Here is a 26,903-nt window from a genome sequence, read left to right as displayed (position 1 = left end):
GCGTTCAGGGACTCGGCGATGACGGACCACTGCACCGTCACGTCATAGACGCCGCGCTCGGGCGGGTCGTAGCGGCTGCCGACCGACAGGGTTTCGTCGACCGACCACGAGGCCGAGACGTGGTCCAGGATGATCCGGCGGCCCCGTTCGATGGAAACGGCGTCTGTCTCGACCCGGCTCTCGTCGCCGAGCCGCGACCGGATGTGGCGGATCACGACGTCGTCGGCGGCCACCACCAGGGGATGGTCGCGCAAGGTAACGCCGCCGCCGGGCGCCGTCTGGCCCGCCACGGTGATGCGCCCGCGCCGGACCGTCAGGGGCGAGGCCAGCCGGATGGTCCCGCCGATGTCGAACACCACGGTGCGCGGACCGTCGGCCTCGACCGCGGCGCGAAGACTGCCCGGGCCGGCGTCGTCCAGATTGGTCACGCGCAGCACGCGCCCGCCGCGCCCGCCGGCCGCCATCCGGCCCGCCCCCTCCGCCCCGGGGAAGGCGACCGGGCCGATGTCCGGCGCCTGCGACGACGCGGGGTGTGCTCCCAAAGTCACGCCGATCAGCGTTATGGCCGCGCTTGTCTGCGCGGTGCGCAGAAGGGGGCTTCCCAAAATACGGATCATGGGGGTAGGCTCCGATTGCTACCGGTGTCAGAAACTATTGCACGCCAAGATGACACCGGTGTCAAACGGGACGGCCCAGGCGGGCCAACCGCAAAAATCGATAGACCGGGGTCACCTCGGCGTTCTGTATGCCCAATTGGGAGGAGGCATATGATGCAAGCCATTCAGCCGGGGATGACCCGCGCCTTTCGCCGTAGCCTTTTCGCGGGAGCGTCCGGCCTGGCCGTCGCCCTGTCGCTGGGGGTTGGCGTCGCCGCCGCACAGGATGCGCCGCGTCAGGACGAGCCGACCGAAGTCGACGAGGTCGTCGTCACCGGTTTCCGCGCCAGCCTGAGCGCCGGCCTCGACGCCAAGCGGCGTGAGAACAACATGGTCGACGTGATCGTCGCCGAGGACATCGCCGACTTCCCGGACCTGAACCTGGCCGAGTCGATCCAGCGCGTTCCGGGCGTCTCCATCGACCGTGACGCAGGCGAGGGCCGCACGATCACGGTCCGCGGCCTCGGTCCCGACTTCACCCGCACCCGCCTGAACGGCATGGAGGCCCAGGCCACCGCCGGCGGCACCGACTCCTCGGGCGGCGCCAACCGCGGCCGCGGCTTCGACTTCAACGTCTTCGCCTCCGAACTCTTCAACTCGATCACCGTGCGCAAGACCGCCGCGGCCGAAACCGAAGAGGGCTCGCTGGGCGCGACCGTGGACCTGCTGTCGACCCGCCCGTTCGACCGGAACGGCTTCACCGCCGCCGCCTCGGTCCAGGTCGGCTACAACGACCTCTCGGAAGAGTACAATCCGCGCTACGCCTTCCTGCTCAGCGACACCTTCGGCGCCAATGACGAGTTCGGCGCCCTTGTTTCGCTGGCCTACAGCGAGCGCAGCCTGCTCGAGGAGGGCTTCAGCTCGGTCCGCTGGGCGCCCGCGGCGGCGCCGGGTTCGACCAACAGCGGCGGCTTCTGTTCGCCCGTCGGTTTCGCACCCCAGAACCCGGGCAACAGCGGCGCGAACGGGTCGAACGCCGCCAACTGCGCCACGGGCGTGCCGCGTCCCGCCAACACGGCGGCGAACAACACCGCCTATACGACGGCCAACCAGGCCAGCGTCTTCATTCCCCGCCTGCCGCGCTACGGCCGCCTGACCCACGAGCAGGAACGCCTGGGCGTCACCGGCTCCTTCCAGTGGCGGCCGGCCGAGACCACCCTGTTCACGGTGGACGTCCTCTACTCCAAGCTTGACGCCACCCGTCAGGAAGACTTCCTCGAAGCCCTGTCCTTCAGCCGCAACGCGGCGGCCGGCGGTCAGACCCAGATCCACGTGCGCGACGCTGCGGTCGAGAACAACATGCTGGTCTACGGCGTGTTCGACAATGTGGACATCCGCTCGGAGAGCCGTTTCGACGAGCTGACGACCGCCTACACCCAGATCGACTTCAAGGCCGAGCACGACTTCTCGGATCGCCTGCGCGGCAGCTTCTACTACGGCAATGCGAACTCGAATTTCGAGAACCCGGTCCAGACGACCGTCACCCTCGATCGTCAGAACACCCAGGGCTATTCGTGGGACTTCCGCGGCAATCCGGACGCGCCGGTCATCAGCTACGGCTTCGACGTCGCCAATCCGGCCAACTGGGCCTGGCGCGGCGCCAACCTGGGCACCGGCGTGGCCGCCCTGCCGCGTTCGGAAATCCGCCTGCGGCCCAACGGCGTGGACACCACCTTCACCACCGCCCAGGCTGACATCGAATACGACGCCACCGAGTTCGTCACCCTCAAGGCGGGGGTCAATTTCAAGACCTACAGCTCCGATTCCCATGAATCGCGTCGCACCGACGAAACCCTCGTCCCGCAGCTGCCGGCCGGCGTCACCGTGGCCAATATCTCCAACCTGCTGACGGGCTTCGGCCAGGACCTGGTCCCGACCGGCACCGACACGAGCTGGCTGCGACCGGACCTCGACGCCATCGCCGACCTGTTCAACATCTACTGCAACTGCGACACCGGCGTGCCTGGCGGCGACTTCCGCATGACCAGCATCACCAACGGCAACGCCCGCGCCGGCAACCGGTCGATCTACGAACAGGATCTGGCCTTCTACATCCAGGCCGACTTCAACACCGAGGTCTTCGACATGCCGCTGCGCGGCAACATCGGGGTCCGCCAGGTCAACACCGTCCTGGAAGCCGAGGGCTACAGCTCCACCGGCGGCGGCACCCTGGTGCTCGGCGAGAACGAGTATTCCGACACCCTGCCTTCGCTGAACATGGTGCTGGAGCCGGTCGAGGACCTGTTCCTGCGCTTCGGCGCGGCCAAGGTGATGGCGCGCCCGCCGATCAACAACAACCTCGCCGGCACCAACTTCCTGGTTCCGACCACCTCGCTGTCGACCGGCCCGAACTTCACCGCCACCATCGGCAATGTGAAGCTTGAGCCGTTCCGCGCCGACACCTACGACTTCAGCATCGAATGGTATTTCGCGCCGGAAAGCCTGCTGTCCTTCGCCTATTTCTACAAGGACATCGACACCTACATTCAGCTCGTTCGCCAGGACCTGCCCTATGCGGCCCTGACCGCCCTGAACCCGTCGGCGTTCGCTCCGGCCTTCTGCACCGGGACCTGCACCGCCTCGACCATCTTCCAGCTGACGGCGGCGGTGAACACCGAAGGCGGCCCGCTGAAGGGCTTCGAGATCAGCTACCAGCAGCCGTTCCGCTTCCTGCCGGGCTTCCTGTCGAACACCGGCGTGCAGCTGAACTACACCCACGTCGAGTCCGAGATCGACTACTGCAATGACGCGACCTGCGCGGTCTTCGTCACCGCAGACCTGATCAACCTGTCGCCCCAGTCCTACAACGCCACCCTCTACTACGAGGACAGCAAGCTGTCGGCGCGCATCTCGGCGGCGATCCGGGACGAGTATCTCCAGAACGTCCCCGGGCGGAACGGCAACAACATCGAGGGCAAGAAGGAAACCTTCAACCTCGACGCCTCGGCCTCGTACCAGATCACCGACGAGATCCAGCTCACCCTGGAAGCCCTGAACCTGACCGACGAGGCGAACCACCAGTTCGTCGGCGACGGCCTCGATCGGGAAAGCACCTCGGTCTACCACCACACGGGCCGCCAGGTGTTCGTCGGCGCCCGCTACCGCTTCTAGTAACGCGTTCTCCTGAACGTCACTTCGGGGCCGGCGGCGAAAGTCGCCGGCCCTCTTTCTTTGGCCGCTACCGCCGTCGGGACGCGGCGTATAGGATTTCGGGATGTCTGCCCTGCCGAACCTCCGCCCGTCCGAACAGTGCCGCTGGGACATGGTCGCCCTGGGCGAGGTCATGCTGCGGTTCGATCCCGGCGAGCGACGCGTCCGCAACGCGCGGTCCTTCGATGTCTGGGAGGGCGGCGGCGAATACAACGTCGTCCGGGCCATGACGAAGTCTTTCGACCTGCGCGGAGCCGTGGTCACGGCCCTGCCCGACAACGACCTGGGCCGGCTGGCCGATGACCTGATCGGCCAGGGCGGGGTGGACCGCAGCCACATCCTGTGGCGCGCCGCCGACGGCATGGGGCGCAACACCCGTCTGGGTCTGAATTTCACCGAGCGCGGCTTCGGCGTCCGGCCCGCGCGGGGCCTGTCCGACCGCGCCAATTCGGCGGCCAGCCAGATGCGCCCGGGCGAGATCGACTGGGACCGGCTGTTCGGCGACGAGGGCGTGCGCTGGTTCCACACCGGCGGCATCTTCGCCGCCCTGTCGACCTCGACGGCCGAGGTCGCCATCGAGGCGGTCGAGGCCGCCCGCAGGCACGGGACCGTGGTCTCCTACGATCTCAACTATCGCGCCAGCCTGTGGAACAGCCACCCGGATCCGGACGCCGCCCGACGTGTGAACCGCGCCATCGCCGGCGCCGTCGATGTCATGATCGGCGACGGCCACGGGTTCGAAACCTGCCTCGGCATCGACCTGCCGGCGCCGAAGGCCGACGCCGACGCCGGCCTCGGGGCGTCGGCGTTCGCCTCGGCCGCCGAAGCGTTCAGCGCTCTCTACCCCCAGGCCAGGGTCGTCGCCGCCACCTTGCGCCGCCCCTCGACGGCCAGCCGCAACGACTGGTCGGCGGCGGCCTGGAGCGGCGGTGAACTGCATACGGCGCCGGTCTGGACCGATCTGGAAATTCTGGACCGGGTGGGAGGCGGGGACAGCTTCGTCTCGGGTCTGGCCTGGGCGTTGATCGAGGGCCTGTCCGTGAAGGAAGCGGTGGCCTGGGGCGCGGCCCATGGCGCCCTGGCCATGACCACGCCGGGCGACGCCTCGATGGTGTCGCGTCAGGAGATCGCGGCCCTGCTGGCCGGCGGCGACGGCCGCTCGATCCGGTGACGCTGACGCGCCGCGATACCCTGGGCGCCTTCGCGGCCAGCGCGGTTTCCATGACCTCCACGCGCGCCGGGGCCGCCGCATCGCCCCGCGCGCGGACGATCCACGGCCCGGTCACAGGATCGCGCGACCATGGCATCCTGTCGTTCAAGGGCGTGCGCTACGGCGCCGACACCCGCCCGACCCGTTTTCAGCCGCCGCGTCCCCCCGCCCCATGGTCGCGACCGGTCGAGGCGCTCGACTACGGCGCCGCCTGTCCCCAGTCGGGCGGAGAGGCCAACCAGTCCGAGGACTGCCTGTTCCTCAACGTCTGGACGCCGGGCCTCGACGCCGGACGGCGGCCGGTCATGGTCTATGTCCATGGCGGCGGCTATTCGACCGGATCAGGCTCATCGCCCCTGTATGACGGCTCGAGGCTGGCCGCGCGCGGCGACGTGGTCGTGGTCACGCTGAATCACCGGCTCAACCTGTTCGGCTACGCCTATCTGGCCCGGCTGGATGCGGGCTTCCCCCATTCGGGCAATGCGGGTCAGCTGGACCTGATCCAGGCGCTGCAATGGGTGCAGGACAATATCCAGGCCTTCGGCGGCGATCCGGGACGGGTCATGGTCTTCGGCCAGTCCGGCGGCGGCGCCAAGATCGCGACCCTGATGGCCACGCCGTCGGCCGCCGGCCTGTTCCATCGCGCCGCGACCATGAGCGGCCAGCAGGTGACGGCGTCGGGCCCGCTGAACGCCACCCGGCGCACGCATGCATGGCTGCACGCCGCGGGCGTCGCGCCGGACCGGGTTGGAGCCCTGCTCGAAATGCCGGCCGAGGCCCTGCTGGACGCCGCGCGGACAACGGACCCCGTGCTCGGCTACGGCGGTCTCTATTTCGGCCCCGTGGTGGATCACCAGACCCTGTTCCGCCACCCGTTCTATCCGGACGCTCCATCCCAGTCGGCGGAAGTGCCGATGATCATCGGCAACACCCGGGACGAGACCCTCGCCTTCCTGGGCGGCAACCCGGCCAATGCCGGCCTGACCTGGGAGACGCTGCCCGGACGGATGGCTCCCGACGTCATGCGCATCGACGTCGCGCCGGAAGTCGTCATCGCCGAATACCGCCGTCTGTATCCCGGCTGGTCGCCGGATCAGGTGCTGATCGGCGCCTCGACGGCGGGCCGATCGTGGCGCGCCGCGATCATCGAGGCCGAGGCCCGGGCGGTCCAGGGGGCCCCGGCCTGGGTCTACCAGATGGATTTCCCCGGCACTCTCGAGAACGGCCGCTCCGGAGCCTTCCACACGGTGGACATCCCCCTGGCGTTCGACAATGTGGACGCCTCTGGATCCAGGGTCACGGGCCCCGCGGCGCACGGCGTGGCCGCTCGCCTCAGCGACGCCTTCATCGCCTTCGCGCGATCGGGTGATCCCAACCATGCCGGCCTCCCGGCCTGGACCCCCTACGGGCTCGCCGAACGCGAGACCATGGTGTTCGCTGCCGAGACCCGGATGCAGAACGATCCGCGCGGCGACGAACGCCGCTTCTTCTCGCGGACGCCCTATATCCAGCCCGGCTCCTGAAGGCGCCGCCTATCGGGTGGAATGGATGCCCAGGGCGCTGGTGGCCCACCGGCGGAGCGGGGCGCTCCACACGTCCGGGTCCGGGGACGGCGCCATCGGCGACCTGCCCTGTTTCGCCAGCAGCGCCGACCCTGAAGGAAAGTCCAGGTCCCAGCCCCCGAGCCAGCGCTCCTTGGCCACATCGTAGACCGAGACCGAAACGACGTTGGTCACGACGTCCGAGGGGACGGCCGGGCAGCAGGCCTGCGCCACGGCGACATGGGCGTCGAAATCCTCCTGGCTGGCCCACCGCTCGATCAACAGCACCCTTCCGGGCTCAAGCGGATCGGGGCTGTAGGCGCAGGTCAGGCAGCCCTTTGCGTTCCGGGTCTCGCGGATGCGGTCCAGCTGGTCGCGAATGAAGGCCTCCCGTCGCGCGGGGGCCACGTCGATGGTTCCGGTGACGATGATCATTGCCGGTCTCATTGCTGGCTCGCATTGGCGGCGCGAACGTCGTCGCCCGGAGGCGACATGCGTTCGACCGAAGCCCCCATGAAGGCTCGCAACGGCTCTCGGGCGCCACCGGGCAAAACCCTTATTTCGGGATGCATTTGCGAGAAAGGACCGCACCGGAAACGGCGCGGCGAAGCGGCCACGGCCCCGCACGTTAGCACGGGGCCGTCTCCACGGTGGGCTATGACACCCAATGCTCAGGGTCAGGGGTTCCGAGCCCTGTGATCTGACCTCATTTGGTCGGCGCGCCACATCGGGTGGAGACCCGAAACGGCGCGCAGCGAATCCCCGTACCGGCAATGATCGGCAACATTCACGTCGATCGATCAGGACATCTCAAGTATCGACGGTATCGAAATGTGACGAGGATCGGGACTTGCTCGTTAAAACCTAGGGGGTCCACCTGATACCGAGCGTCAGCGCACATCGGTACGCCGATATCCTGGCGGGCCATCTCGGCCTCGCTTGACGAGGACACGACGATGACAAGAACAAGGAATGTATTCGCGGCGTTGATGGTCGCCGCAGCGGCATCCTGCGCCGTCGCCGGCGCGGCTCTCGCCCAGGAACCCAGGGAAGTCGGCGGCGTGATCACGGCGAACGAGGGATCGACCGTCGTCATCCGGAACGCCGAGGGCGATCACCGGGTGAATCTGACCAGCTCCACCAGAATTCGCGGCACCACCGGGGTGCTGAATGTCCGCGGCGAGGATCATCCCGCCGCCGATCTCATCCCGGGCCTCACCGTATCGGTCGAGGGCGTGCAGGACGGCGCCGGCGTCACCGCCGCCGAAGTCATCTTCAAGGAAGGCGACCTTCGCACCGCCCGGGCGATCGCCGGCGGGCTGGTCGGCACCGAGGCGCGCGTCGCCGAAAACGCGGAACGCATCGACAACGTGGGACAGCTTGTCCAGGCGGGCCGGACCAAGGTCTTCTTCGCGCTGGGCAGCTCAGCCCTGACCGATGAGGCCAAGGCCAGTCTCGACGCGATCGCGGCCCAGGCGCGCGGGCTCAACACCGCCTACCGGTTTGCCGTCGTCGGTCGCGCGGATCCGACGGGCAACGCCGCGGCCAACGAGCGGCTCAGCCAGCGGCGGGCGCAGGCCGTCATCCGGTATCTGGAACGGTCCGCCGGCATCACGCCTGACAAATTCCTTCTGCCCGCCGCCCTGGGTTCGGCGCCCGTGGCGCACGACCCGGACGTCCCGCAGAACGACGCCGAGGCTCGTCGCGTGACCGTGACGCTCGCGGTCAGCGCCTCGGCCCGGCGCCCCTGAACCCCACGTCCACCCACCCGCTCCGGACGAAGGTCGGGAGCCGTGAGGGGGAGGCGAGCCTGACGGCTGGCCTCCCCTTTGCAATTCCGGGTCGGGTCGCGGCAAGGCTTCGAGGCCGCGCGCGGACGCCTCAATTCCGGGGATCGCTGCCCGGGGTTTCCGACTTGAGCCGCCGATCGATCGGCGCGTCCGGCGCATCCTCCGCCGGTACGACGCGTGGAGCGGCCAGGCGATCGAGCGACTCCACGGCCCCGTCCCAGGGCAGGGCTCCCCGATCGCGGATCCGCTCATAGTTGGCGGCGGGGTCGTAGGGGATCAGTTCAGGATCGAGATCGGGCCCCTCCAGCCGCCCCATGGCGGCCAGCAGGTTCGCCTGGGCCACGTATTCGTTGCGCTGGGCGCTGACCAGGCCGATCTCGGCGTTGCGCAGTTCCAGCTCCTGGTTGAGCACATCCAGGGTGGTGCGCAGGCCGACGTCCGCCTCGTCCCGCACGCCCGCGACCGCGACGGTTCCCGCCCGCACCGACTCCCGGCCGGTGCCCAGGGCCGCCCGGGCGGACAGAGCCTGGGCATAGGCCGAACTGACCGCCTGCAGCGTGTTGCGACGCTCGCGTTCCACATTGATCTGGGCCGCGTTGGCGCGCTCGTAGGCCTCGGCGATCCGCGAGCCGTTCAGGCCCCCGGTCGACAGGGGCACCGACAGGGTCGCGCCGGCCAGGAACTGGGTGTTGTCGATGATGTCGCCCAGCTGGTCGAAGTCGTCGTTCGAGCCGCCGTACGATGCGGTCAGTCGGGCCGACGGCATGTTTTCGGACTTGGCCGCCGCGACCGCGGCCTCCGCCGCCTGCAGCTGATAGCCCGCGGCGCGGATGCCGGGATTGTCCAGGTTGGCGATATCCAGCGCCTGATCGAAGTCAGTCGGAATCCCGGGCAGCGGCGGCATGGGTTCCAGATCGCCCGGCGTCTGGCCCACGACCGAGGCGTAGGCCGCGCGGGATATGCCCAGCTGTCCCTGTGCGTCCGTGAAATCGGTCTCGGCCTGGCTCAGGCGGGCCTCGGACTGGGCGACGTCGGTGCGGGTGATCTCTCCGACCTCGAACCGTGACGTGGTGTCGTACAGCTGCCGGCGCAGAACCACGACGTTGTCCCGGCGGATGCGCAGTATCTCCGTGTCGCGAACGACATCGGCATAGGCCTGGATGACCGACGCCAGGACCTGCTGCTCGATATCCCGCAGGCCTTCCCGTCCGGCCATGATCGTCGCTTCGGCCGCCGTGATCGCGTGGGAGATCCGGCCGCCGGAGTACAGGATCTGCGACAGCCCGATGCTGACCGACGCGCTGTCGCTGTCCTCCGACCCCAGCGGGGATTCCACCTTCGCATAGGCGCCGGCGACCGACACATCCACCCGTGGCCGCAGACCCGACCGGGCCTGCACGATCAGCTCGTCCAGCGCCCGCTGGTTGGCGCGCTGATACAGCAGCGACGGATTGGTCTGGTACGCCAGCGCCAGGGCTTCCCTCAGCGTATCCGCCCATGCCGGCGCGCCGAGCCCCGCCGCAAGGGTCATCACGGCGAACGGGACGAGGGCGCGGGTGCGTTTCATCATGACCAGGGTCCCGAATGACAGCGGTCAGCCCCGCCCCGCGCGCCTCTGGACCTTCCCCCGCCCGAGCAGAGGAAGGCCCCACCCCCGGACCGGCCTAGGGCGTCTGCACCACCGTCGTCGTCGTCGCCGGATCGTCGACCGTGACATAGACCACCGTGTCCCCCTCGTACTGGGGTTGGTAGTAGACGCCGCCGCAGTAGTAGTAGGACACGTAATAGGGCGAGCAGCCGTAGGGCAGGGCGAACATCCGGGCGCCGATGCCGATGGCCGCGCCGACGGCGATGCCTCCGGCGATGGGGTGATCCCAATCCCAGCCGCCATCGCCCCAGCCGCCGTCAGCATCGATGTTGATGTCGCCGGTGTTGATGCGATTGCCGCTGTTATTGATCCGGTCGCCGCCGTTGATCCGGTCGCCGCCATTGATGCGGTCGCCGCCGTTTATGCGATCGCCGGTGTTGGTCCGGTTGCCGGTGCGGTCGCCGGAGGTCCGGTTGCCCGAGCGGTCGCCGGTCGAGGGCCGGTTTCCTGCGCGGTCCCCGGTCGCGGCCCGGTTGCCGGCGCCGGCCGACCGATCGCTGGCTCCCGCGCTGCGGTTCGACGCCGACGCCCGGTTTCCCGCCGAGGCCGAACGGGAGCCCATGCTGCTGGAGCGTGAACTCATCCCGCTGGAGCGGGCGCTCATGCCGCCGCCGGAGAAACCTCCGCGCGAAGAGGCGCCGATGCTGGATCGGGCGCCGCCGCCGCCGCCGCGGCGTTGGGCTTCGGCCATGGTGGGCACGACCGTGGCGATGACGGTGACCATCATCAGCGCGGCGGCCTGGGCAACCTTCCGGGTTTTCATGACGCTTCTCACAGGGGTTCGACGGTCGCGATGCCGATAGGCATGGCGCCGCTGGGCGGGGTGAAGGTGAAGGAGTCCGCGGTAAGCTGCGGAGGCTCGTTCCAGGTCAGCTGACCCTCGTAGCGGGGCAGTGAGGTCTGGGCGCGGTCGATGATGACGATCCTGCGCGGCAGGGGCTTGTCGCCGCGCTGGATCCAGATCTGCCAGTCGACCGAGCCTTCCCGGAACGCCAGGTGATCGCAGTCGACGCCGTCGATCCGGGTTACCCCGATCACCGAAGCGGTCTCGGGTCCGGGACGGGTGTGCTGGCTCAGGTCGGTCCAGGCGAACAGGTCCTGGAGAGGGATGGCGAGGCCGTATCTGGCTTCCGCCAGGTCCAGCGCTTCGCGCGCGGTGGGCGGCGCATCGACGGTCGCATAGACGCCGCGTTCCGGCGCGTACAACGTCATCTGCTTGCCGTCATAGATGAGCTGCCGCACCCGGTGATCGGTAGCGACTTCCACCCGGAAACCGTCGGGACGGCGGACCAGATACCGGTTGATCCCGTCAATCTGGATTTTCTGGTCGTCGGCGGTGACCAGATCCTGGCTGGTGCGGGCGACGATCTCGAAGGTGGTGAGGGTTTTCAGGTAGGCGCTCATGCGCTCGAGGGTCTCGAGAGCCGCGGGTTCAACTGCCACTTCGGGCGGCGATGGCGCGGCTTCCGCAGGCGGGGGTGCTGTCTGGGCCGCGGCCATGGGCGCGGCGGCGGTTGCCAACGCAAGCACCAGGCCGGCGCCGAGTGTCAGACGAAGCGATCTCATGCCGTGATCTCCAACGCTGTATTGGCGCGCAGCAATGCGGCCCTTGGAGAGGCTCTACCTTTCAGGGGCCAAACCAAATCGGGCGAAACCCCGAAGGATTTTGCCCCAGTACCCGGGCGCGGAGCGATTGGGAGAACGGCACCGGACACAGCCGGGGCGTGCCGCGCCGCGACGGCCGGGAGGCGGACTCACGGCGCCTTCGGGCCAGGCCGATCGGCGTCAGGCCTGGATGAGGTTCTGCTTGATCGCGAAGCGGACGAACTCAGCGGCCGTGCGTACCCCGGCCTTTCGCATCGCCGCGGCGCGGTGGCATTCCACGGTCTTGATGCTGCGCACCAGTTTGCGGGCGATCTGCTTGTTGGAATTGCCCTCGGCGATCAGCTGCGCCACCTCGAGTTCGCGCATGGTGAAGCTTTCCAGGCGCGAACGCTTGCGGTCGTTGACTGCCGCGTCGAGCAGGAATTCCGAGACCGCGGACGAGAAATAGGTGCGCCTCGCTCCCAGTGAGGAAATGGCCGCCTCGAGGTTCGCGGCGCTGTCGGTCTTGAGCAGATAGCCTCGCGCCCCGGCGCCGAGGCCGCCGCTGATCGTGTCGTCCTCGTCATGCATCGTATAGAGAAGCACGCTGGTGTTCGGGAGGTCCTGGTGCAGCCGGCGGGTGACCCCGACGCCGTTCATGGTCGGCAGCGAGACGTCCAGAACGACAACGTCCGGCCGCTCCTTCATGGCGAGATCCAGCGCGGCCTGGCCGTCGTCAGCCTCGCCGCAGACCTCCCAGCCCGGATGGCATTCCACGACGTTCCTCACGCCGCGCCGGATCAACTCGTGGTCGTCCGCAATCAGAACCCGAAGCATTGCCAGCCCCCCAGCCCAAGAGTCCATCCAACTCTGAAGAAACCCTAGCATACAACCGAAGAAACCCCACCAAAGAAAACACTCATTTTCTATGGGTAGAAACCCTGAGAGGCCCCGTAACTTGACTATCCAGAATGATTTATGGCCATTTACTACAACAGGCAAAGTCTTGATTCTGTCGCTTAACTGATGCCCGGCCGGACTGTTTTCGCGATGCAAGCTTAGGGAGTCGCCGCGCTCCATTCAGGCCTAGACCTGATTTTTTCGCATCAAAGAGTTCGTACGCTGCCCGCTACCGCTCCGGCTGGAGGGCGCATGCTGCGAATTTTGATCGCGGACGAAAACGAAATCGTGCGCCTCGGCGTGCGTCACGTCATCGAGGCACACGACGGCTGGGAGGTTTGCGGCGAGGCCGCGGACGGTCAGTCGGCCCTGGAGATGGCCCTTCGGGAACGCCCGGACATTGTGATCTTCGATGTCTCGCTGCCGGTGCTGGGCGGCATACTGCTGACCCGACGGCTGCACAGCGCCCTGCCGGCGACTCGGGTTCTCATATTCACAATGGCGGCCGACGAGGAAACCGTGAGCAACTGCCTCGTCGCCGGCGCACGGGGCTATCTGCTCAAGACGGAGACCTGTCCGCTTCTGGAGGCCGCCTTCACCGCGCTGGCGACCGGCAAGCCCTACTTCTCGCCGGTGGTCGCCGAAATATTGCTGGAGGCGGCCGTGAACGATCGAAGGCGTTCAAGCCTCGAGGCGTTCACCCCCAGAGAACTGCAGATCGCCCAGCTGATCGCCGAGGGCGCATCCAACAGGGACGTCGCGGACCTGCTCGATATCGCGGTCAAGACGGTCGAAAGCCACCGTGCGTCGGCGATGCGAAAGGCGGGGGTGCGGACCGCCGGGCAGTTCGTTCGCTTCGCCATCAGGAACAACCTGATCCAGGCCTGATCCAGGTCCGGCGCAGGCCGGAATTCCCGGCTCCTCCTTACGTCGGGGCGTCCCGGGCACTCCGGGTTTGTTGAGAACGGCTCGGTGCAGTCTGACGAACACCTAGGGCCTGAGCCCGATGGGCCGAAGGGCGCCAATCGTTCTAGATGGGCCTGCTCAGCAAGAGGCCTTGGGACTTGTCGAGCTCAGCGGGCCACCTACCCGCAGACACGGCCCCGCGCTTGCGCCCCCCCGAAGGCGCGGGGCCACCTTGGCCACCCGATAGAAACCGGTGTCGACCTTCAGGGCTCTTCAGTGGGGCTGATGGATCCGACCGCCCGCTTGCTCTCCACTCGCCGGGTCACGGCGTGCTGGACGGCCGCGAGAAGAGCGGCAGACGAGAGTGCGAACATCATCACTCCGCTGGCGCCCTGGAATGGCGCGAGAAAGCGAAAGCGACCCTCAAGCAGGACGTCGCCATACCCCAGGGTCGTGAAGGTCACGGCCGAGAAATAGGCGGCCGTTTCGAAATCCTGGAAGGCTCCGATGGAGCGGTACAACAGCGCCCAGATGAGAATCTGGATCAGGGTGCCGACCATCAGGCAGACCATCATCGTGGACAACTGGAAGAAGTCGCTGCGCGCTGTGTATCCGGCCGGCCTGCGCTTTGCCGCCCATGCGAAGTATCGCACCGCAAAGGTCAGGGTCGACGCCTGCAAGGCCAGACAGGCGGACATCGCCAGAAGCCCCAGGATGATGCTGAGGATCATGACGGCGGATTGTTCGCGACCAGCGCCGGCGGGACCTGCTGTTGCCGGAACCAGTCCATGAACAGCACATAGGCGACGGCCAGCAGGACCGGGCCCACGAACAGGCCGAGAAGGCCGTCCGCAATCATGCCGCCGATGACGCCGATCAGGATCACCGGCATGGGCACCTCCAGACCACGGCCCAGCAGCAACGGCTTGAGGAAGTTGTCGCTAAGGCCGGCGACGAAGGTCCAGGCGCCGAAAATCAGGGCCGGGGTGAGCGGCTCCTTCAGGAACACATAGGCGATGACAGGCAGGCTCACGATGACCGCCGGCACCTGAACGATTCCGAGCAGGAACACGACCAGGGTTACAAGAATCGCGCCGGGCAGACCGATCAGGAAGAAGCCGGCGCCGAGCAGCGCCGCCTGTATCGCCGCAACGCCCACGACGCCCAGGGCGACGCCCCGGATCGTTGACACCGTAAGGGCCACGAGGCGGCTGCCCTGGTCTGCGCTGCGGGTGAGGATCTGGGCGAGCCGCCGGCTGAAGCTGGTGACGCTTCCACCATAGGCGATCAGAATGGTCCCGATCACGAACGAGAGAATGAAGGCCAGCTCCGCCGTCGCCATCTTTCCGGCGAAGGCCACCAGCGAGGCTGTGAACGAACGGACGGCCGATCGATGCTCGGCGAGGGTCGCTGGAAGATTCACCGCAGCGCTGGCCCATGCCTCGAACATTCTGGCGCCCACAACCGGCACCTCGGCGAGCCCGGCAGGCGGGGGCGGCAGGGGCAGGGTGTGATTCTGCAGATCCGCGATGAGCCCGGAGATGGCCGAGGACAGAGAGGCCGTGAGCAGGACCATCGGCGCGACCGCCAGAACCACGCCCGCGATGCCGATGAGCCAGGCCGACCAGGTGTTGCCGATGCGGCCGGCCAGCCAGAGGTGCAGGGGATAGAGCAGCACCGCCAGTATGACGGACCATGCCAGGATGCTGGCGAACGGCAGCACGACGCGCGCGCAGGCGAAGACCAGCAGGGCCAGCAGGCTGAGCTGCATCACCTGGAGGATGCCGAAGCGGGGTCTCGACGGGCCGTCGATCGGCGGAGAGGCGATGGTCATCCGGGTCTCCCGATCCAAGGGACGAGTCACGCCAGCAGCGATTGGCGCGCTACAGCTCATCACGAGGGGCAGGCCTTCATGACGTCGCCCCGCCACCAGCGGCGGATGCCGATCCTACGGGGGCAGCGTCCCGCGACGGCATCAGGCGCAGCCCGTAGGCAGCCGCACGAATGGCCTTAGCCAGATCGTTTCGGGATCGCCGCGCGGACAGCTTGGAAGCGCGGGCATTTGCGGGTGTGTCTTCCGCGACAGCCTTCGCGGGCCGACCGTGTTCCCCCTAGGGTTCAACCCGATGGAACCTGTGCCGCAGGCCTCGAATACTGGCCTTCCGAATTACAGGAGGGCTCATGTCAAACCATCTGAGGAACGGCGCGCTGCTGGCCGCCATGGCGGTGGCGGGGGTTGCGTCCCTGGCCGCCGCACCCGCCAGCGCACAGGCGCTGGACGAGCGATTCTGGCTTGAGGGGTCCGCCTATTTTCCGGGCATTGAAACCAAGATCAACGTGTCCCGTCCCGGCCAGCCCGGCACGGACATCGACGCCGAGAGCGATCTCGGCATGGAGGACACCGACACCCTGCCGGCGATCTACGGCGGATGGCGGTTCAGCCCGCGGTGGATCGTTACGGGCGAATTCTACGCCCTGGACCGCGAGGCGTCCAAGTCGCTGGAACGGACCATCGAATTCGACGGCACGACCTATCCCATCGGGGTGAGCCTCGACTCCAAGATTGCGTCGAACGTGTACCGCGCCACCATCGGCTATTCGTTCATTCACAACGACCGGAGCGAGCTCGGCGCCTCCCTGGGGCTGCACGCCACGGACTTCACGCTCGAACTGGAAGGCGAGGCCCAGGTCGGTCCCGCCGTTCGTCAGGTCGTTGCAAGACGACGGGACTTCCTGGCGCCCATGCCGACCATCGGGGTGTACGGCACCTACGAGATCACGCCGAAGGTCATCCTGAACGGACGCGTGGACTTCCTGTCCCTTGAAGTCGACGAATACGGCGGCGGCATCACCAACGCCCAGGCGTCGGTGTCCTACCGGTTCACCCGGATGTTCTCGGCCGGCGTGGCCTACCGCTATGTCGCCTACGACCTCCAGGTCGAGAAAACCGACTACAACGCCGACATCGATTATAATTTCAGCGGTCCGTCGGTTTTCGCCCGGGTCAGTTTCTAGGCCTGGCGACAAGCCGGCGATTGGCATCGGACCCGGCAATGCCGGGTCCGATCTTTCTTGCCTGGATGCGATGCAGGAACGGCCGCCCCGGGGAGGCGGACCTACGGGACGCTGACCGCTTCCTCCGGGGCATAGCCGGGCGGGTATTTGTCCCAGGCATAGCCGGCGGCGGCCATGGCGCGGCCCCGTTCGAAAAGGGCGGTCATGTATCTGCTGTCGAATTCGCTGTTCTTCACCACGGTGAAGTCGCGCGGAATATAGGCCAGGTTGTAGTCGATGCCGTCGCGTCGGGACGACAGGAACATGCGATTGAGATCCCCCACGCCCTGGGCCTGGATCAGGGCGGACACCGACCGGTTGACGATGCTCATGAGCCGGCGATCCACGCTGGCCCAGTCGGGGTCCAGACGGGAGTTGCGGATGATGTAGAGGTGCCGGTCCCGCTCCAGCCCCGCCTGTCTCGCCAGGTCCCCGACGTGGACCGTGGGAGGATACAGGAAGACCTGACGGCTGGCCCCGCCGTCGACGTGCATCTCCTGATAGGGCTGACCATCGACCGTGACGTCGATCATGATCGGAGGAAAGGCGCCGGGGATGGCGGCCGAGGCCAGGGTGATGCGCCGGAACAGCTCGAGCGCGGCCGGATCCTGGCTGGAGGCGATGGCGCCCATGTTCCAGTAGACGGCTTCCCGGGCGTCCAGATTGGTCGTGCCGATGAAGAGGATGCGCCCCTTGGCGTATTCGGCGGCGATGCGGTCGAGCAGTTCGCGGGTGACATAACGGCTGACCATTTCCGCCATGGGCGCGGTATCGGCCATGGCGTCGCTGAACATCAGGGCGGTGATGTCCCGCTTCTTGAAGATGTTGTCGTCCGTCACCTGGGTGTAGGTTTCCCGGAGGATCGGGTCGTAGTCGGACCCGAGGAAGGCGAAGGGCGCGATCAAGGCCCCGGTGCTGATCCCCGTGACGTATTTGAAGGTCGGACGCGTCCCGGCCTCGGTCCAGCCGACCAGCAATCCCGCGCCGAACGCTCCGTCGCCGCCGCCGCCCGACACCGCCAGATAGGAAACCGGCGGCAGGGGCGTTCCTTCAGGCAGCTGCGCGCGGATCGCGCGCTCCCGCTCGACGGCCGCTCCCATGATCCGCACGAAGGTCTCGGGATCCCTGTCCGGGAAAAAACGGGCGTCGGGGATCGAGGTTATGGCGCGCGCGGTGTCGGCGCTGGGCACGGCCTCGAGCCGCTGCGGCGTGGCGCAGGCGGAGAGGAGCAGCTGCAATGCCGCCACCACGGCGACTGAGATGCTGGCCGGTGACGCGGAGGGTCTGTCCATCTTGAGATACCGCAAGGTGTCTGCCCCCTTGGGGGACCTCTCTCAATGTCGCCGTGACGAACAGGCGTTGCCATCAGGGAAAACCCGCAACACCGGACCGGGGCGAACTCGGTCCTCAACCCTGAGCGGGAGCGGGGGGCGTCGGCCCGGGCTGGACCCGGCGCAGGGGCGACACAACGACAAGGGCGACGACCGCCCAGACCCCGGCGACCAGGATATGGATGATGCGCAGGAGGTAGGATTGCTCGGACCCGCCGGGCAGGGGAGTCACCGCCAGGCCGAGGATCAGCATGAAGGTGCCGGCCGCGAGTCGGTACAGGTCGGCGGACGGACCGGGGCGCGTCAGTCCGCGGGCGAACCACAGCGTCGTCAGGAAGACGGTCAACAGGAAGAAGAACAGGTTGTCCGCGAGGAGCACGACCTGCTGGGCCGCGACCGCCAGCAGCCCGCCGATCGAATTGCCGAGGATCATGTTCATGCCGGCGGTGCGCGTGCGGGTCGGTTCGAGCTCATTCAGAATGGTGATCGTCATCATCACCATGACGAAGTTGTGGATGGCCGAGCCCAGTAGGAGGTAGGCCAGCAGGGGGACCAGCACCAGGACGTCGGCAAGGGCGACCCGCGCCGCAGAGGCCGGTGAAAGGCGCAGCGGCGCCGCGCGCGGAGGGGCTTCCTGGGGCGCGGGCGGAAGCGCCGGCACCAGCAGATGACTGATCAACATGGTCGCCGCAGCTGCGACCGTGTTCCGCTGCAGGAACCCGGCGACGAAATGGCCCAACTCGAGCGAGACCGTCGCGAAGAGCGGAATGACGCAGAATCCGACCTGCAGGAGCAGGATGACGACGCCCGGAGCCCCCCGCCACTTGGCGTAGAAGGTGGCGAAGATCACCAGGGTGAGGACGATCAACTGCACAAGCGGCGCATCGCCCAGCACGGACACAAGCAGCATCGAGGCGGTCGTGCCGACCCACATCACGACCGGCAGGAGCGCGGCCTGGATAGGGTTTGGAAACGTCGGCATCGCCGGGATCATCTTCACGGCCAGCATCGGCGCGAGGAAGCTGATCGGCCAGCCCAGCCAGACGGCGATGGCGAAGCCCAGGGTCCCCGCGACGGCCATGCGCAGCATGAAGCGGTCGGTTGCCGAGAAGCGGGGTCGCAACGCTCCGGCATCGCTCGGCTGGGCGGCGGTCATGTCAGTTCAGATAGCTGAGCCACGACACGAGCCGGATCCAGATCCGCCCCACGATGTCCGTCAGCCCGTTTACGCCGGTGTAGACGACGACACTGGCCTGCGACCCGACGCGCACGTCGCCGGGGCGCTTTTCGGGGTCGAGACGAATCCGCACCACGAACCGCTGGGGATCGCGAACCCAGCCGCTGTCGTTGTTGACCGTGGGAAGCCCCGTCTGGGGGTCGGTGTCACGATTGTCGATGCCCCAGCCGACGCTGTCGACCTTGCCGGGGTAGACCCGGCCCGGCCGTACATCGAGCACGATGGCGACGGGGTCGCCGACCTTGATGTGCTCAAGGGAGTTTTCCCTGAACTCGGCCTCTATCCAGACGGCGTCGTTCTCCACGAACGTCATGACCGCCTGACCCGCGCCCGCGAACCGGCCGGGTGCGAGCTGAAGGTTGGTGACCCTGCCGTTTGAAGGCGCCCGCACCACGGTATCGGCCAGATCCCGGCGGGCGGCGCTGAGCGCGGCCTGTGCCTGACGGATCTGGGGATTGTCGGCGCCCGACGGGCCAAGGCTTTGCCGGGCCTGCTCGAGTTCGGCCCTGCTCCGCGCCACATCTGCGATCGCATTGCGGACGCTGGCGCGGGAGTCGTCGCCCCGGCTGGGGCTGCTGACGCCGCGCCGGACCAGTTCGAAGACCCGTTCGCTCTGGACCCTGGCGTTGACCAGGGTCGCCTCGGACGCGGCCAGCCGGGCCTCGGCGGCGACCACGCTGGCCGTTGAGGCTCCGACTGACTGGCCGGCGGTGGAGAGTTGCGCCTGGGCGGCCTCGACCGCGATCTCGTATCGTTCGTTGTCGATTGTGAACAGGACGTCCCCGGTCCGGACCAGCTGGTTGTCGCGAACGCCGATGTGGTTGACCCGGCCGCTCACGTCCGGGGCGATCATGATCACGCTGGACTGGACGGCGCTCTGGTCGGTGTAGGGCGTCCAGCGATCGGCGAAGAGGCCGTAGACGAATATGACCATGGCGGTGAGGAGCACGATCACCGTCAGCTTGCGCAAGGGGCTCATGGGCGCCCGTGGCGGTTTGGCAGGCGCCGTCGGCTCGTCCGAGGGCGGGGGCGCTGGAGGGGGCGCGGACGCCGGCGGCTCCGGTTGGGGGGCGGGGGCCTTTACCGCGTCATCCATGGCTCAAGCCTCGCTCGCCCCTGACCCAGCAGGGCCGCGCGTTGACCGGCGCTGTCACGCCGCCGCGGGGCCATCGGCCTTCGGGCCGAGCCGGCGGTAGAAGCGCACGATGACTTCCTCCACCACCAGCATGACGACGACCACCACGATGAGGGTGATGATCCCGTGGAAGACGCCCGAGAAATGCACCTGGTCGCCGAAGGCCAACGCCAGCGCTTCCAGGATGACGAATTTGGAGCCGAACAGGACCAGCCAGGCGCAGAAGAAGCGCATGAACTTCATGAACCCGCCCGGGCGAGCCTTGAAGAAGCCCGCCACGACATGCTCGATCGCGATCGTCACCTTCAGCAGTATCTGAAGCAGCACTGCGGCCAGCACCATGACGGTGAAGGACGCGACGTGAACCTTGTCCCAGTATTCGTCGAACAGTCCGAGGACGAGCAGGTCGATCAGCATCCCCGTGAAATAGCGCGCGAACATCCGCTGGCGGTCGGACGGCGCCTGTATCGTGGCCGGCATCAAGCTGTCGTTCGCCGCTGTCATGCCTGCCCCTCTGTCTACCAGCCGCGCCCGGATGCGATTCCGCGCGAATACAGACGCCATCTATCCGGGTGTTCACGGCGCCAGACATCAGGTTTGACCCCTAGAAGCAGCGCGCCGTGTGCCGAGGGGCGGGGCCCGAGCGTTTACGGAGCTGTCTGTCCCTTGGGCGGAAAACCCGCGACGAGCTGGGTCATCGGCGTCTGGTCGATGCGGATCGTCCCGCCCTGCGGCCGGTCGAGATCGAGGATCAGCAGGATGGCCAGGCTCAGCAGGGTGAACAGGATCACCGTCGTTGCGCGGTGGCGGGCCCGGGCTCCGGTCAGCCCATAGCCGAGCATCGCCGCGGTCAGCAGGGCGTAGAGGACGAGGGCCCTCAGGATGGTCAGAGGCACCCGCGCGTCATTCATCGCCTCCCGTTCGACCCCGATGTCGAGCACGGCGTTGATCGACGCCCCCACGAACGCCGCCAGCGCGGTGGTCGATACCGGAGCCAGGGACGAGAGAGCCGCCGTCTGCAATGCGCTGCGCTGAATCGCCGAGGACCGGGCCAGGGACGGCCTGTCGGTCGTGTCGGCCAGGCCATAGGCCGCGCGCGTCCGGGCGTAGTCCCGCAACATGTCCGCCAGCCGGGCGCCGTCCGGAGGAGGCAGCAGTTGCACCCGCATCTCGGCGGTCCCGATGGCGTTGGCTTCCTCCGTCACCAGGTGACGACGTCCCTCGTAACGGTCCACCGCGAGGCCGAAGGTGAAAGCGATCAGAAGCGCAAGAAGGCCCAGCACGCCTGACAGGAGGTATCCCTTGTCGGAGACTTCCTCGGCCGACTCGCCGGCATCGGCCGACACGCGGCGCCGGATCCAGCCGCCGACCTCCCTCATCAGGCATTGGGCGAGAAACAGCAGTCCCGCGATGAGGAGGAGCGGCGCGTCGTTGATGAAGGCCGTGAGTCCGTCCATGGCGACCTGCCTCCCCGGGAGCGCCTCCGACCGCCGTCAGCCGTCCTCGCTGTAGGCGGTGCTGAACTGCCCGTCGTACAGTCCGCCGATTATCCAGGTCATCGTAAACCCGTCGACGAAGCCGAGCTCGTAGGTCTCGTAGAGGACGCCGCCCCGATCTTCCGCCTTGAGGAGAGTGATCTTCTGCACGTCCCCGAAGCGCTCAAGCGTGAGCGCGATCTGGTCGATGCGACGCTGGCACGCCAGCTGAACCCCGGCGGACATGAGTTCGGAACAGGTCCCGGCCCTGGCGTCGGCGACGATCCGGGTCAGGGCCTCTGCGTACTGCCCGCCCTGCGCCTCCGCGGCCTGGCCTTCCTGGGCCGAGGCGGAAAAGGCCAGCAGGGAAGCCGCCGCGGCCCCGCACAGAATTTGGTGGATGCGCATGACGGCCCCCTCGTTTTCCTGCCCTGACGATAGGCGGGCGGGCAGGGCGGGCAATCAGGCCTTTCCCCGGTAGGGCGCAGTCCGGCGCCGGGGCGTTTCGGCGTCGGGGGGTCAGGCCGTCGGATGCTTCCGGATCACCAGATTGCGGATCTCGGTCATGTCCTCCATGGCGAACCGCACGCCCTCGCGGCCCAGTCCGGAGTCCTTCACCCCGCCGTAGGGCATGTTGTCGACGCGATAGCTGGGCACGTCGCCGATCAGAACCCCGCCGACTTCCAGCACCTCCCAGGCCCGCATGGCCTTGTGGATGTCGCGGGTGAAGAGGCCCGCCTGCAGGCCGAAGCGGCTGTCATTGACCTCTTCCAGCGCCGCCTCGAAATCGGAGAAGCGGGACAGGATCGCCACCGGGCCGAACGCTTCCTCCTCGCGGATCTTCAGACCGCGTCCGACGCCTTCCAGCAGGGTCGCCTCCAGCATCGCGCCTTCGCGGCGCCCCCCGCACAGAAGCGTCGCGCCCGCGGCGGTGGCCTCGGTGATCCAGTCCTCCAGTCGGCGGGCTTCGCCCTCGTCGATCATGGGACCGATGAAGACGTTTTCGTCCTGCGGGTCGCCCGAGACCAGCGAGCGGGTCTTCGCGACCAGCCGGTCGCGCAGGGCGTCATAGATGTCGTCGTGGATCAGGATGCGCTGCACCCCGATGCAGGACTGGCCCGACTGGTAGAAGGCGCCGAAGATGATCCGGTCGGTGGCGTCGTGCAGATCGGCGTCCCGGTCGACGATCACGGCGGCGTTTCCGCCGAGCTCCAGCACCACCTTCTTCTTTCCGGACTTCGCCTTGAGCGCCCAGCCCACTTCCGGCGAGCCGGTGAACGACAGCAGCTTCAAGCGGTCGTCGGTGGTGAACAGGTCCGCGCCGTCGCGGGTGGCGGGCAGGATCGAGAAGGCGCCCTTGGGCAGATCGGTTTCGGCCAGAACCTCGCCGATGATCAGCGCGCCCAGCGGCGTGCGCGAGGCCGGTTTCATCACGAACGGGCAGCCCACCGCCAGGGCGGGGGCGATCTTGTGGGCCGCGAGGTTGAGCGGGAAGTTGAACGGCGAGATGAAGGAACAGGGGCCGATCGGCACGCGCTTCCACATGCCCTGATACCCTTTTGCCCGGGCGGAGATATCCAGCGGCTGGACCTCGCCGGTCATGCGCACGGATTCCTCGGCCGCGATGCGGAAGGTGTCGATCAGCCGGCTGACCTCGCCGCGGGAATCCTTGATCGGCTTTCCGGCCTCGATGCACAGGGCATAGGCCAGTTCGTCGGCCCGTTCCTGGAACCGCGTCACGCAGTGGGCGAGGACCGCCTGCCGCTCATAGGCCGCCATCTCGGCCATGGGCCGGACCGCCTCGACCGCCGCGCCGATGGCCCTGTCGATGGTCGCGGCGTCGGCCATGGCCACCCGCGTCGCCACCTCGCCGGAGTATTTGTCCGTGACCGCGAGATCCTGATTGGGGGTCAGCGCCTCATTGGCCAGATAAAGCGGATACGAGGGCTTCAGGGACGGCATGGGAGATCGCTCCACGATGGGACTGCGACCAGCCTACAACGCAGCGTGCGCGTCGGGCACCTGATTATTCATAGGGTTACGTGACGGAAGGCCGCCGGGTTGAGGTCGCCCGCGCTCAGGCGGACGACCTCAGGGGCAGGATCAGACCTTGGCCGGCTCGTAGCGCGGCGACAGCAGGTGGATGACGAACAGGGCGATCAGATAGGCCGAGGCCGCGACCACGAAGATGGGCGTGTAGCTGCCGATCTTGTCCAGGACGTAGCCGGCGTATTTGGCCATGGCCATGCCGCCGAAGCCGCCGATCATGCCGCCGATGCCCACCACCGAGCCCACCGCCGAGCGCGGGAAGACGTCGCCCGGCATGGCGTAGAGGTTGGCCGAGAAGCCCTGGTGGGCGGCCGTGGCGATGCCGATGATCAGGACCGCGGTCCAGACGTTGGAGGCCATGCCCGCGAAGGCCACGGGGATGACGGCCAGGGCGCAGATCAACATGGTCAGCTTGCGTGCGGCGTTCAGGCTCATGCCGCGCTTGAGGAACTGGCTGGACAGCCATCCTCCGCCGATCGAACCGACGTCGCTGAGCAGATAGATGGCGATCAGCGGCGGGCCGAAGGTCAGAAGGTTGAGGTCGTACTGGGTGCCCAGGAAGCCTGGCAGCCAGAACAGGAAGAACCACCAGATCGGGTCGATCAGGAATTTGCCCAGCGCATAGGCCCAGGTCTCCTTGACGGTCAGCAGCTTCAGCCAGCCGATCTTGTGCGCGGGGTCGGGCGCGTCCTGGGCGATATAGGCCAGCTCTTCGGGGGTGACCTTCTTGTGCTCGCTGGGCCGCTTGTAGACCCAGAACCAGACGGGCACCCACAGGAAGCCGAGCGCGCCGACGATGATCAGGGCCATGCGCCAATTGGGCTCCTCGACCGTGCCCAGCCAGATCGAGGCGATGAACGGAATGATCAGCGGGGTGACGATGGCGCCGATGTTGGTGCCGGCGTTGAACAGGCCGACAGCGAACGCGCGTTCCTTCTTGGGGAACCACTCGGTCACGGCCTTGATGCCCGCCGGGAAGCCGCCGCCTTCACCCACGCCCAGCGCCAGACGGGCGAAGATGGCGGTGTTCAGACTGCGGATGCCGGCGTGGGCGATGAAGGCGATCTGCCAGAGGATGAAGGCGATGCCGAAGCCCCATCGGGCCCCGATCTTGTCGACGATCCGGCCCCACAACAGGTAGGAGATGGCGTAGGCGAACTGGAACCAGAAGACGATGTCGGCATAGTTGGTCTCGGTCCAACTGAACTCGGCCATCAGCGTGGGCTTGAGCACGCCCAGCGCCTGACGGTCGACGTAGTTGATGACCATGGCGGCGAACAGCAGCCACACCACCACCCAGCGGTACTTGCCCGCGGGCGCGGGCTGGTTCGCAGTCGCGCCTGCAACGTTGCTCATGATCCCTCGTCCCGTTCGTTTCCTGCCGGTCCGTCCTGTTTCCGGGCGGTTGTCGGCGACGTCAGACCGCAGAATGCGGACGCATGGTAACCGGTGTCAATGCCTGTTCGTGCGCAGCCTAAAGGTAGCCTCCAACCTGCCAGGGGACGAATTCGTTGTCGCCGATTCCGAGCGTTTCCGACTTCGACGGTTCGCCCGAGGCGACGGCCAGCATGCGGGCGAAGATGATCTCGCCCATGGCGGCCAATGAGACGCCGTCCAGGACCGGCGAGGCGTCGATGTCGATGTCCTCGTCCATCCAGCTCGCCACGCGGGCGTTGGAGGCCAGTTTGATCGACGGCGCCGGCTTGGCCCCGAACACCGAACCGCGTCCCGTGGTGAAGGCCAGAAGATTGGCGCCCGAGGCGATCTGGCCGGTCGCCGAGCAGGGATCGTAGCCGGGGCTGTCCATGAAGCTGAGGCCCCGCGCGGTCACGGGCTCGGCGTAGCCGATCACGTCGTTGAGCGGCGTGCCTCCCGCCTTGGCCACGGCGCCGAGGGATTTTTCGAGAATGGTCGTCAGGCCGCCGGCGAGATTGCCGGGCGAGGGGTTGTTGTTCAGCGCCATGTCGTGCCGGTCGGCATAGGCCCGCCACCAGTCCAGCCGGGCCAGCAACCTGTCTGCGACCTCGGGCGACGTCGCCCGCCGCAACAGAAGGTGTTCGGCGCCCCAGATCTCCGGCGTTTCGGACAGCATGGCCCGGCCGCCGTGGGCGACCAGCAGGTCGACGGCGGCGCCGAGCGCGGGATTGGCTGTGACTCCGGACCAGCCGTCCGACCCGCCGCACTGCAGGCCGACGGTCAGGTGAGCGGCGGACACCCGCTGGCGGCGCGCCGCCGCAGCGTCGGCGATCATCTCGCGGACGATAGCCACGCCGGCCTCGATGGCCCGGCGGGTGCCGCCGGCTTCCTGGATGGTCAGGGTGCGCAGGCCGGGGGAGGGTGCAAGGCCTTCCCTGGCCAGCCAGTCCGGGATCTGGTTCGCCTCGCAACCCAGGCCGACGACGAGGACGGCCGCGAAATTCGGATGGCGGGCGTAGCCGGCCATGGTCCGCTGCAGGACGGCCGTGTCCACGCTCAGGGACGAACCCCCGCAACCGCCCTGATGGGTGAAGGCCACGACGCCGTCGACCCCTTGGGGCAGGGCTGAGTCGGGGAAGGCGTCCGCGATCCGGCGGGCGACGGTCGCCGAACAGTTCACGCTGGTCAGGACGCCGATGTAGTTGCGCGTGCCGACCGTTCCATCCGGGCGGACGAAGCCTTCGAAGGTCGCCCCGTGGAGACCGGCTGCGGGCTGCGCGTCCGCCCCGATCGAGGCGTCTGCGCGGGCTTCGCTCATCGCCAGATTATGGACGTGGACGTGGGCGCCGGCGGCGATGTCGCTGACCGCTTCGCCGATGACCTGCCCGTATTTGCGCACCACGGTTCCGGCGGCGATGGCATGACGGGCGATCTTGTGGCCGGCCGGTATGGCGTCGACCGCCCGCAGGTCCAGGCTCTCGATTACAGCGCCCGGTTCGAGCGGTTCGAGCGCGATCGCCACATCGTCTGCCGGAGTCAGCGTCAGCGCCCGGGTCATTCCGCGACCCTCCTGGAGACGCGAACAGGGGTTCCGGCGCTGGATCGCGCGGCGAGTCGAGGGTTCGCGAACCGCGACGGACGGGCGTGTCCCTGAGTGCGCATGAGGCGATCCTGACCAGCGGCTGACCAGACACCGGTTACCACAACTCGCAGCGGATCGGCCTTTCCCACCGGGATTCACCAAACCGGGCGCCGGTCGCGCGGGGGAAATGCTGCAACAGCGAGGGCCTCCGTGGGGTCGAGAGCGGCAATTCGACCGCG

22 protein-coding genes and 1 pseudogene are annotated in these 26,903 nt (G+C 67.7%); 6 read left to right on the top strand and 17 right to left on the bottom strand.

Translation table 11 applies throughout. The annotated features are described in order from the left end of the window. A pseudogene (locus tag V6M42_RS10385) lies at window positions 1–617 on the bottom strand (pectate lyase); the annotation flags it as partial. Between the two features lie 150 nt (window positions 618–767). Here V6M42_RS10385 and V6M42_RS10380 point away from each other — a divergent pair. The 3 genes from V6M42_RS10380 (at window position 768) to V6M42_RS10370 (ending at window position 6,539) form a co-directional block, all read left to right on the top strand. Beyond that, window positions 768–3,767, top strand: coding sequence for a TonB-dependent receptor (locus tag V6M42_RS10380; RefSeq protein WP_332678420.1), 3,000 nt, complete (start codon window positions 768–770; stop codon window positions 3,765–3,767). Between the two features lie 103 nt (window positions 3,768–3,870). Beyond that, on the top strand, window positions 3,871–4,977 hold the full coding sequence (locus V6M42_RS10375; protein WP_332678419.1) for a sugar kinase: 1,107 nt from the start codon (window positions 3,871–3,873) through the stop codon (window positions 4,975–4,977). A 50-nt stretch (window positions 4,978–5,027) separates the two neighbouring features. Beyond that, window positions 5,028–6,539, top strand: coding sequence for a carboxylesterase/lipase family protein (locus tag V6M42_RS10370; RefSeq protein WP_332678418.1), 1,512 nt, complete (start codon window positions 5,028–5,030; stop codon window positions 6,537–6,539). A 9-nt stretch (window positions 6,540–6,548) separates the two neighbouring features. Here the strand turns inward: V6M42_RS10370 and V6M42_RS10365 are convergent, their stop codons facing one another. Further along, complete coding sequence (locus V6M42_RS10365) at window positions 6,549–6,992, bottom strand: putative quinol monooxygenase (RefSeq protein WP_332658794.1); 444 nt, start codon at window positions 6,990–6,992, stop codon at window positions 6,549–6,551. A 521-nt stretch (window positions 6,993–7,513) separates the two neighbouring features. On the opposite strand from V6M42_RS10365, the gene V6M42_RS10360 reads away from it, so the two are divergent. Continuing rightward, window positions 7,514–8,308, top strand: coding sequence for an OmpA family protein (locus tag V6M42_RS10360; protein WP_332678417.1), 795 nt, complete (start codon window positions 7,514–7,516; stop codon window positions 8,306–8,308). A 130-nt stretch (window positions 8,309–8,438) separates the two neighbouring features. Here V6M42_RS10360 and V6M42_RS10355 read toward each other — a convergent pair whose 3' ends face one another. The 4 genes from V6M42_RS10355 to V6M42_RS10340 form a co-directional block, all read right to left on the bottom strand. Further along, entirely contained in the window at window positions 8,439–9,917 is a 1,479-nt protein-coding gene (locus V6M42_RS10355; protein ID WP_332678416.1) for a TolC family outer membrane protein, read from the bottom strand. Window positions 9,918–10,011: 94 nt separating this feature from the next. Beyond that, entirely contained in the window at window positions 10,012–10,758 is a 747-nt protein-coding gene (locus V6M42_RS10350) for a hypothetical protein (RefSeq protein WP_332678415.1), read from the bottom strand. Between the two features lie 8 nt (window positions 10,759–10,766). Next, window positions 10,767–11,495, bottom strand: coding sequence for a DUF2092 domain-containing protein (locus V6M42_RS10345; RefSeq protein ID WP_332678421.1), 729 nt, complete (start codon window positions 11,493–11,495; stop codon window positions 10,767–10,769). Between the two features lie 285 nt (window positions 11,496–11,780). After that, window positions 11,781–12,416: a response regulator gene (locus tag V6M42_RS10340; protein WP_332658789.1), complete on the bottom strand. Its 636-nt coding sequence runs from the start codon at window positions 12,414–12,416 to the stop codon at window positions 11,781–11,783. 315 nt (window positions 12,417–12,731) lie between these two features. On the opposite strand from V6M42_RS10340, the gene V6M42_RS10335 reads away from it, so the two are divergent. Then, window positions 12,732–13,367 (top strand): response regulator transcription factor, encoded by a 636-nt coding sequence (locus V6M42_RS10335; RefSeq protein ID WP_332658788.1) that lies wholly within the window; start codon window positions 12,732–12,734, stop codon window positions 13,365–13,367. Between the two features lie 281 nt (window positions 13,368–13,648). Here the strand turns inward: V6M42_RS10335 and V6M42_RS10330 are convergent, their stop codons facing one another. Continuing rightward, the gene (locus V6M42_RS10330; protein ID WP_332678414.1) at window positions 13,649–14,116 is read right to left on the bottom strand and encodes an ion channel; all 468 of its coding nucleotides are present in this window, start codon (window positions 14,114–14,116) and stop codon (window positions 13,649–13,651) included. Then, on the bottom strand, window positions 14,113–15,219 hold the full coding sequence (locus tag V6M42_RS10325; RefSeq protein WP_332678413.1) for an AI-2E family transporter: 1,107 nt from the start codon (window positions 15,217–15,219) through the stop codon (window positions 14,113–14,115). The genes V6M42_RS10330 and V6M42_RS10325 overlap by 4 nt, the downstream gene beginning before the upstream one ends. 347 nt (window positions 15,220–15,566) lie before the next feature. Here V6M42_RS10325 and V6M42_RS10320 point away from each other — a divergent pair, with 347 nt between their 5' ends. Further along, complete coding sequence (locus V6M42_RS10320; RefSeq protein WP_332678412.1) at window positions 15,567–16,400, top strand: hypothetical protein; 834 nt, start codon at window positions 15,567–15,569, stop codon at window positions 16,398–16,400. Window positions 16,401–16,501: 101 nt separating this feature from the next. On the opposite strand, the gene V6M42_RS10315 is transcribed toward V6M42_RS10320, so the two are convergent. The 9 genes from V6M42_RS10315 to V6M42_RS10275 form a co-directional block, all read right to left on the bottom strand. Next, window positions 16,502–17,731: a patatin-like phospholipase family protein gene (locus V6M42_RS10315; RefSeq protein WP_332658784.1), complete on the bottom strand. Its 1,230-nt coding sequence runs from the start codon at window positions 17,729–17,731 to the stop codon at window positions 16,502–16,504. Window positions 17,732–17,846: 115 nt separating this feature from the next. Then, window positions 17,847–18,926, bottom strand: a complete 1,080-nt coding sequence (locus tag V6M42_RS10310; RefSeq protein WP_332678411.1) for a DUF2955 domain-containing protein — start codon at window positions 18,924–18,926, stop codon at window positions 17,847–17,849. A 1-nt stretch (window position 18,927) separates the two neighbouring features. Then, window positions 18,928–19,986, bottom strand: a complete 1,059-nt coding sequence (locus tag V6M42_RS10305) for an HlyD family secretion protein (RefSeq protein ID WP_332658782.1) — start codon at window positions 19,984–19,986, stop codon at window positions 18,928–18,930. A gap of 171 nt (window positions 19,987–20,157) precedes the next feature. Beyond that, window positions 20,158–20,622 (bottom strand): hypothetical protein, encoded by a 465-nt coding sequence (locus V6M42_RS10300; RefSeq protein WP_332658781.1) that lies wholly within the window; start codon window positions 20,620–20,622, stop codon window positions 20,158–20,160. A gap of 167 nt (window positions 20,623–20,789) precedes the next feature. Continuing rightward, complete coding sequence (locus V6M42_RS10295) at window positions 20,790–21,599, bottom strand: bestrophin-like domain (RefSeq protein ID WP_332678410.1); 810 nt, start codon at window positions 21,597–21,599, stop codon at window positions 20,790–20,792. A 36-nt stretch (window positions 21,600–21,635) separates the two neighbouring features. After that, entirely contained in the window at window positions 21,636–22,025 is a 390-nt protein-coding gene (locus tag V6M42_RS10290) for a hypothetical protein (protein ID WP_332658779.1), read from the bottom strand. A gap of 111 nt (window positions 22,026–22,136) precedes the next feature. After that, complete coding sequence (locus V6M42_RS10285) at window positions 22,137–23,579, bottom strand: aldehyde dehydrogenase family protein (protein ID WP_332678409.1); 1,443 nt, start codon at window positions 23,577–23,579, stop codon at window positions 22,137–22,139. Between the two features lie 141 nt (window positions 23,580–23,720). Continuing rightward, window positions 23,721–25,022: an MFS transporter gene (locus tag V6M42_RS10280; protein ID WP_332678408.1), complete on the bottom strand. Its 1,302-nt coding sequence runs from the start codon at window positions 25,020–25,022 to the stop codon at window positions 23,721–23,723. 118 nt (window positions 25,023–25,140) lie between these two features. Next, a complete protein-coding gene (locus V6M42_RS10275; RefSeq protein WP_332678407.1) occupies window positions 25,141–26,640 on the bottom strand; it encodes a UxaA family hydrolase in 1,500 nt (499 codons plus the stop codon). Between the last annotated feature and the right edge of the window lie 263 nt (window positions 26,641–26,903).

It is taken from the genome of Brevundimonas sp. (assembly GCF_036677305.1).
Taxonomy (GTDB): Bacteria; Pseudomonadota; Alphaproteobacteria; order Caulobacterales; family Caulobacteraceae; genus Brevundimonas.
Note: the sequence above shows the minus strand (reverse complement) of the source record. Positions and strands in the feature narration are given on the sequence as shown.

Bases quoted from the DNA above. Each gene is read 5' to 3' on its own strand.
- V6M42_RS10380 (WP_332678420.1), top strand. From the start codon at position 768: ATGATGCAAGCCATTCAGCCGGGGATGACCCGCGCCTTTCGCCGTAGC.
- V6M42_RS10375 (WP_332678419.1), top strand. From the start codon at position 3,871: ATGTCTGCCCTGCCGAACCTCCGCCCGTCCGAACAGTGCCGCTGGGAC.
- V6M42_RS10370 (WP_332678418.1), top strand. From the start codon at position 5,028: ATGACCTCCACGCGCGCCGGGGCCGCCGCATCGCCCCGCGCGCGGACG.
- V6M42_RS10365 (WP_332658794.1), bottom strand. From the start codon at position 6,992: ATGATCATCGTCACCGGAACCATCGACGTGGCCCCCGCGCGACGGGAG.
- V6M42_RS10360 (WP_332678417.1), top strand. From the start codon at position 7,514: ATGACAAGAACAAGGAATGTATTCGCGGCGTTGATGGTCGCCGCAGCG.
- V6M42_RS10355 (WP_332678416.1), bottom strand. From the start codon at position 9,917: ATGATGAAACGCACCCGCGCCCTCGTCCCGTTCGCCGTGATGACCCTT.
- V6M42_RS10350 (WP_332678415.1), bottom strand. From the start codon at position 10,758: ATGAAAACCCGGAAGGTTGCCCAGGCCGCCGCGCTGATGATGGTCACC.
- V6M42_RS10345 (WP_332678421.1), bottom strand. From the start codon at position 11,495: ATGGCCGCGGCCCAGACAGCACCCCCGCCTGCGGAAGCCGCGCCATCG.
- V6M42_RS10340 (WP_332658789.1), bottom strand. From the start codon at position 12,416: ATGCTTCGGGTTCTGATTGCGGACGACCACGAGTTGATCCGGCGCGGC.
- V6M42_RS10335 (WP_332658788.1), top strand. From the start codon at position 12,732: ATGCTGCGAATTTTGATCGCGGACGAAAACGAAATCGTGCGCCTCGGC.
- V6M42_RS10330 (WP_332678414.1), bottom strand. From the start codon at position 14,116: ATGATCCTCAGCATCATCCTGGGGCTTCTGGCGATGTCCGCCTGTCTG.
- V6M42_RS10325 (WP_332678413.1), bottom strand. From the start codon at position 15,219: ATGACCATCGCCTCTCCGCCGATCGACGGCCCGTCGAGACCCCGCTTC.
- V6M42_RS10320 (WP_332678412.1), top strand. From the start codon at position 15,567: ATGTCAAACCATCTGAGGAACGGCGCGCTGCTGGCCGCCATGGCGGTG.
- V6M42_RS10315 (WP_332658784.1), bottom strand. From the start codon at position 17,731: ATGGACAGACCCTCCGCGTCACCGGCCAGCATCTCAGTCGCCGTGGTG.
- V6M42_RS10310 (WP_332678411.1), bottom strand. From the start codon at position 18,926: ATGACCGCCGCCCAGCCGAGCGATGCCGGAGCGTTGCGACCCCGCTTC.
- V6M42_RS10305 (WP_332658782.1), bottom strand. From the start codon at position 19,986: ATGAGCCCCTTGCGCAAGCTGACGGTGATCGTGCTCCTCACCGCCATG.
- V6M42_RS10300 (WP_332658781.1), bottom strand. From the start codon at position 20,622: ATGCCGGCCACGATACAGGCGCCGTCCGACCGCCAGCGGATGTTCGCG.
- V6M42_RS10295 (WP_332678410.1), bottom strand. From the start codon at position 21,599: ATGGACGGACTCACGGCCTTCATCAACGACGCGCCGCTCCTCCTCATC.
- V6M42_RS10290 (WP_332658779.1), bottom strand. From the start codon at position 22,025: ATGCGCATCCACCAAATTCTGTGCGGGGCCGCGGCGGCTTCCCTGCTG.
- V6M42_RS10285 (WP_332678409.1), bottom strand. From the start codon at position 23,579: ATGCCGTCCCTGAAGCCCTCGTATCCGCTTTATCTGGCCAATGAGGCG.
- V6M42_RS10280 (WP_332678408.1), bottom strand. From the start codon at position 25,022: ATGAGCAACGTTGCAGGCGCGACTGCGAACCAGCCCGCGCCCGCGGGC.
- V6M42_RS10275 (WP_332678407.1), bottom strand. From the start codon at position 26,640: ATGACCCGGGCGCTGACGCTGACTCCGGCAGACGATGTGGCGATCGCG.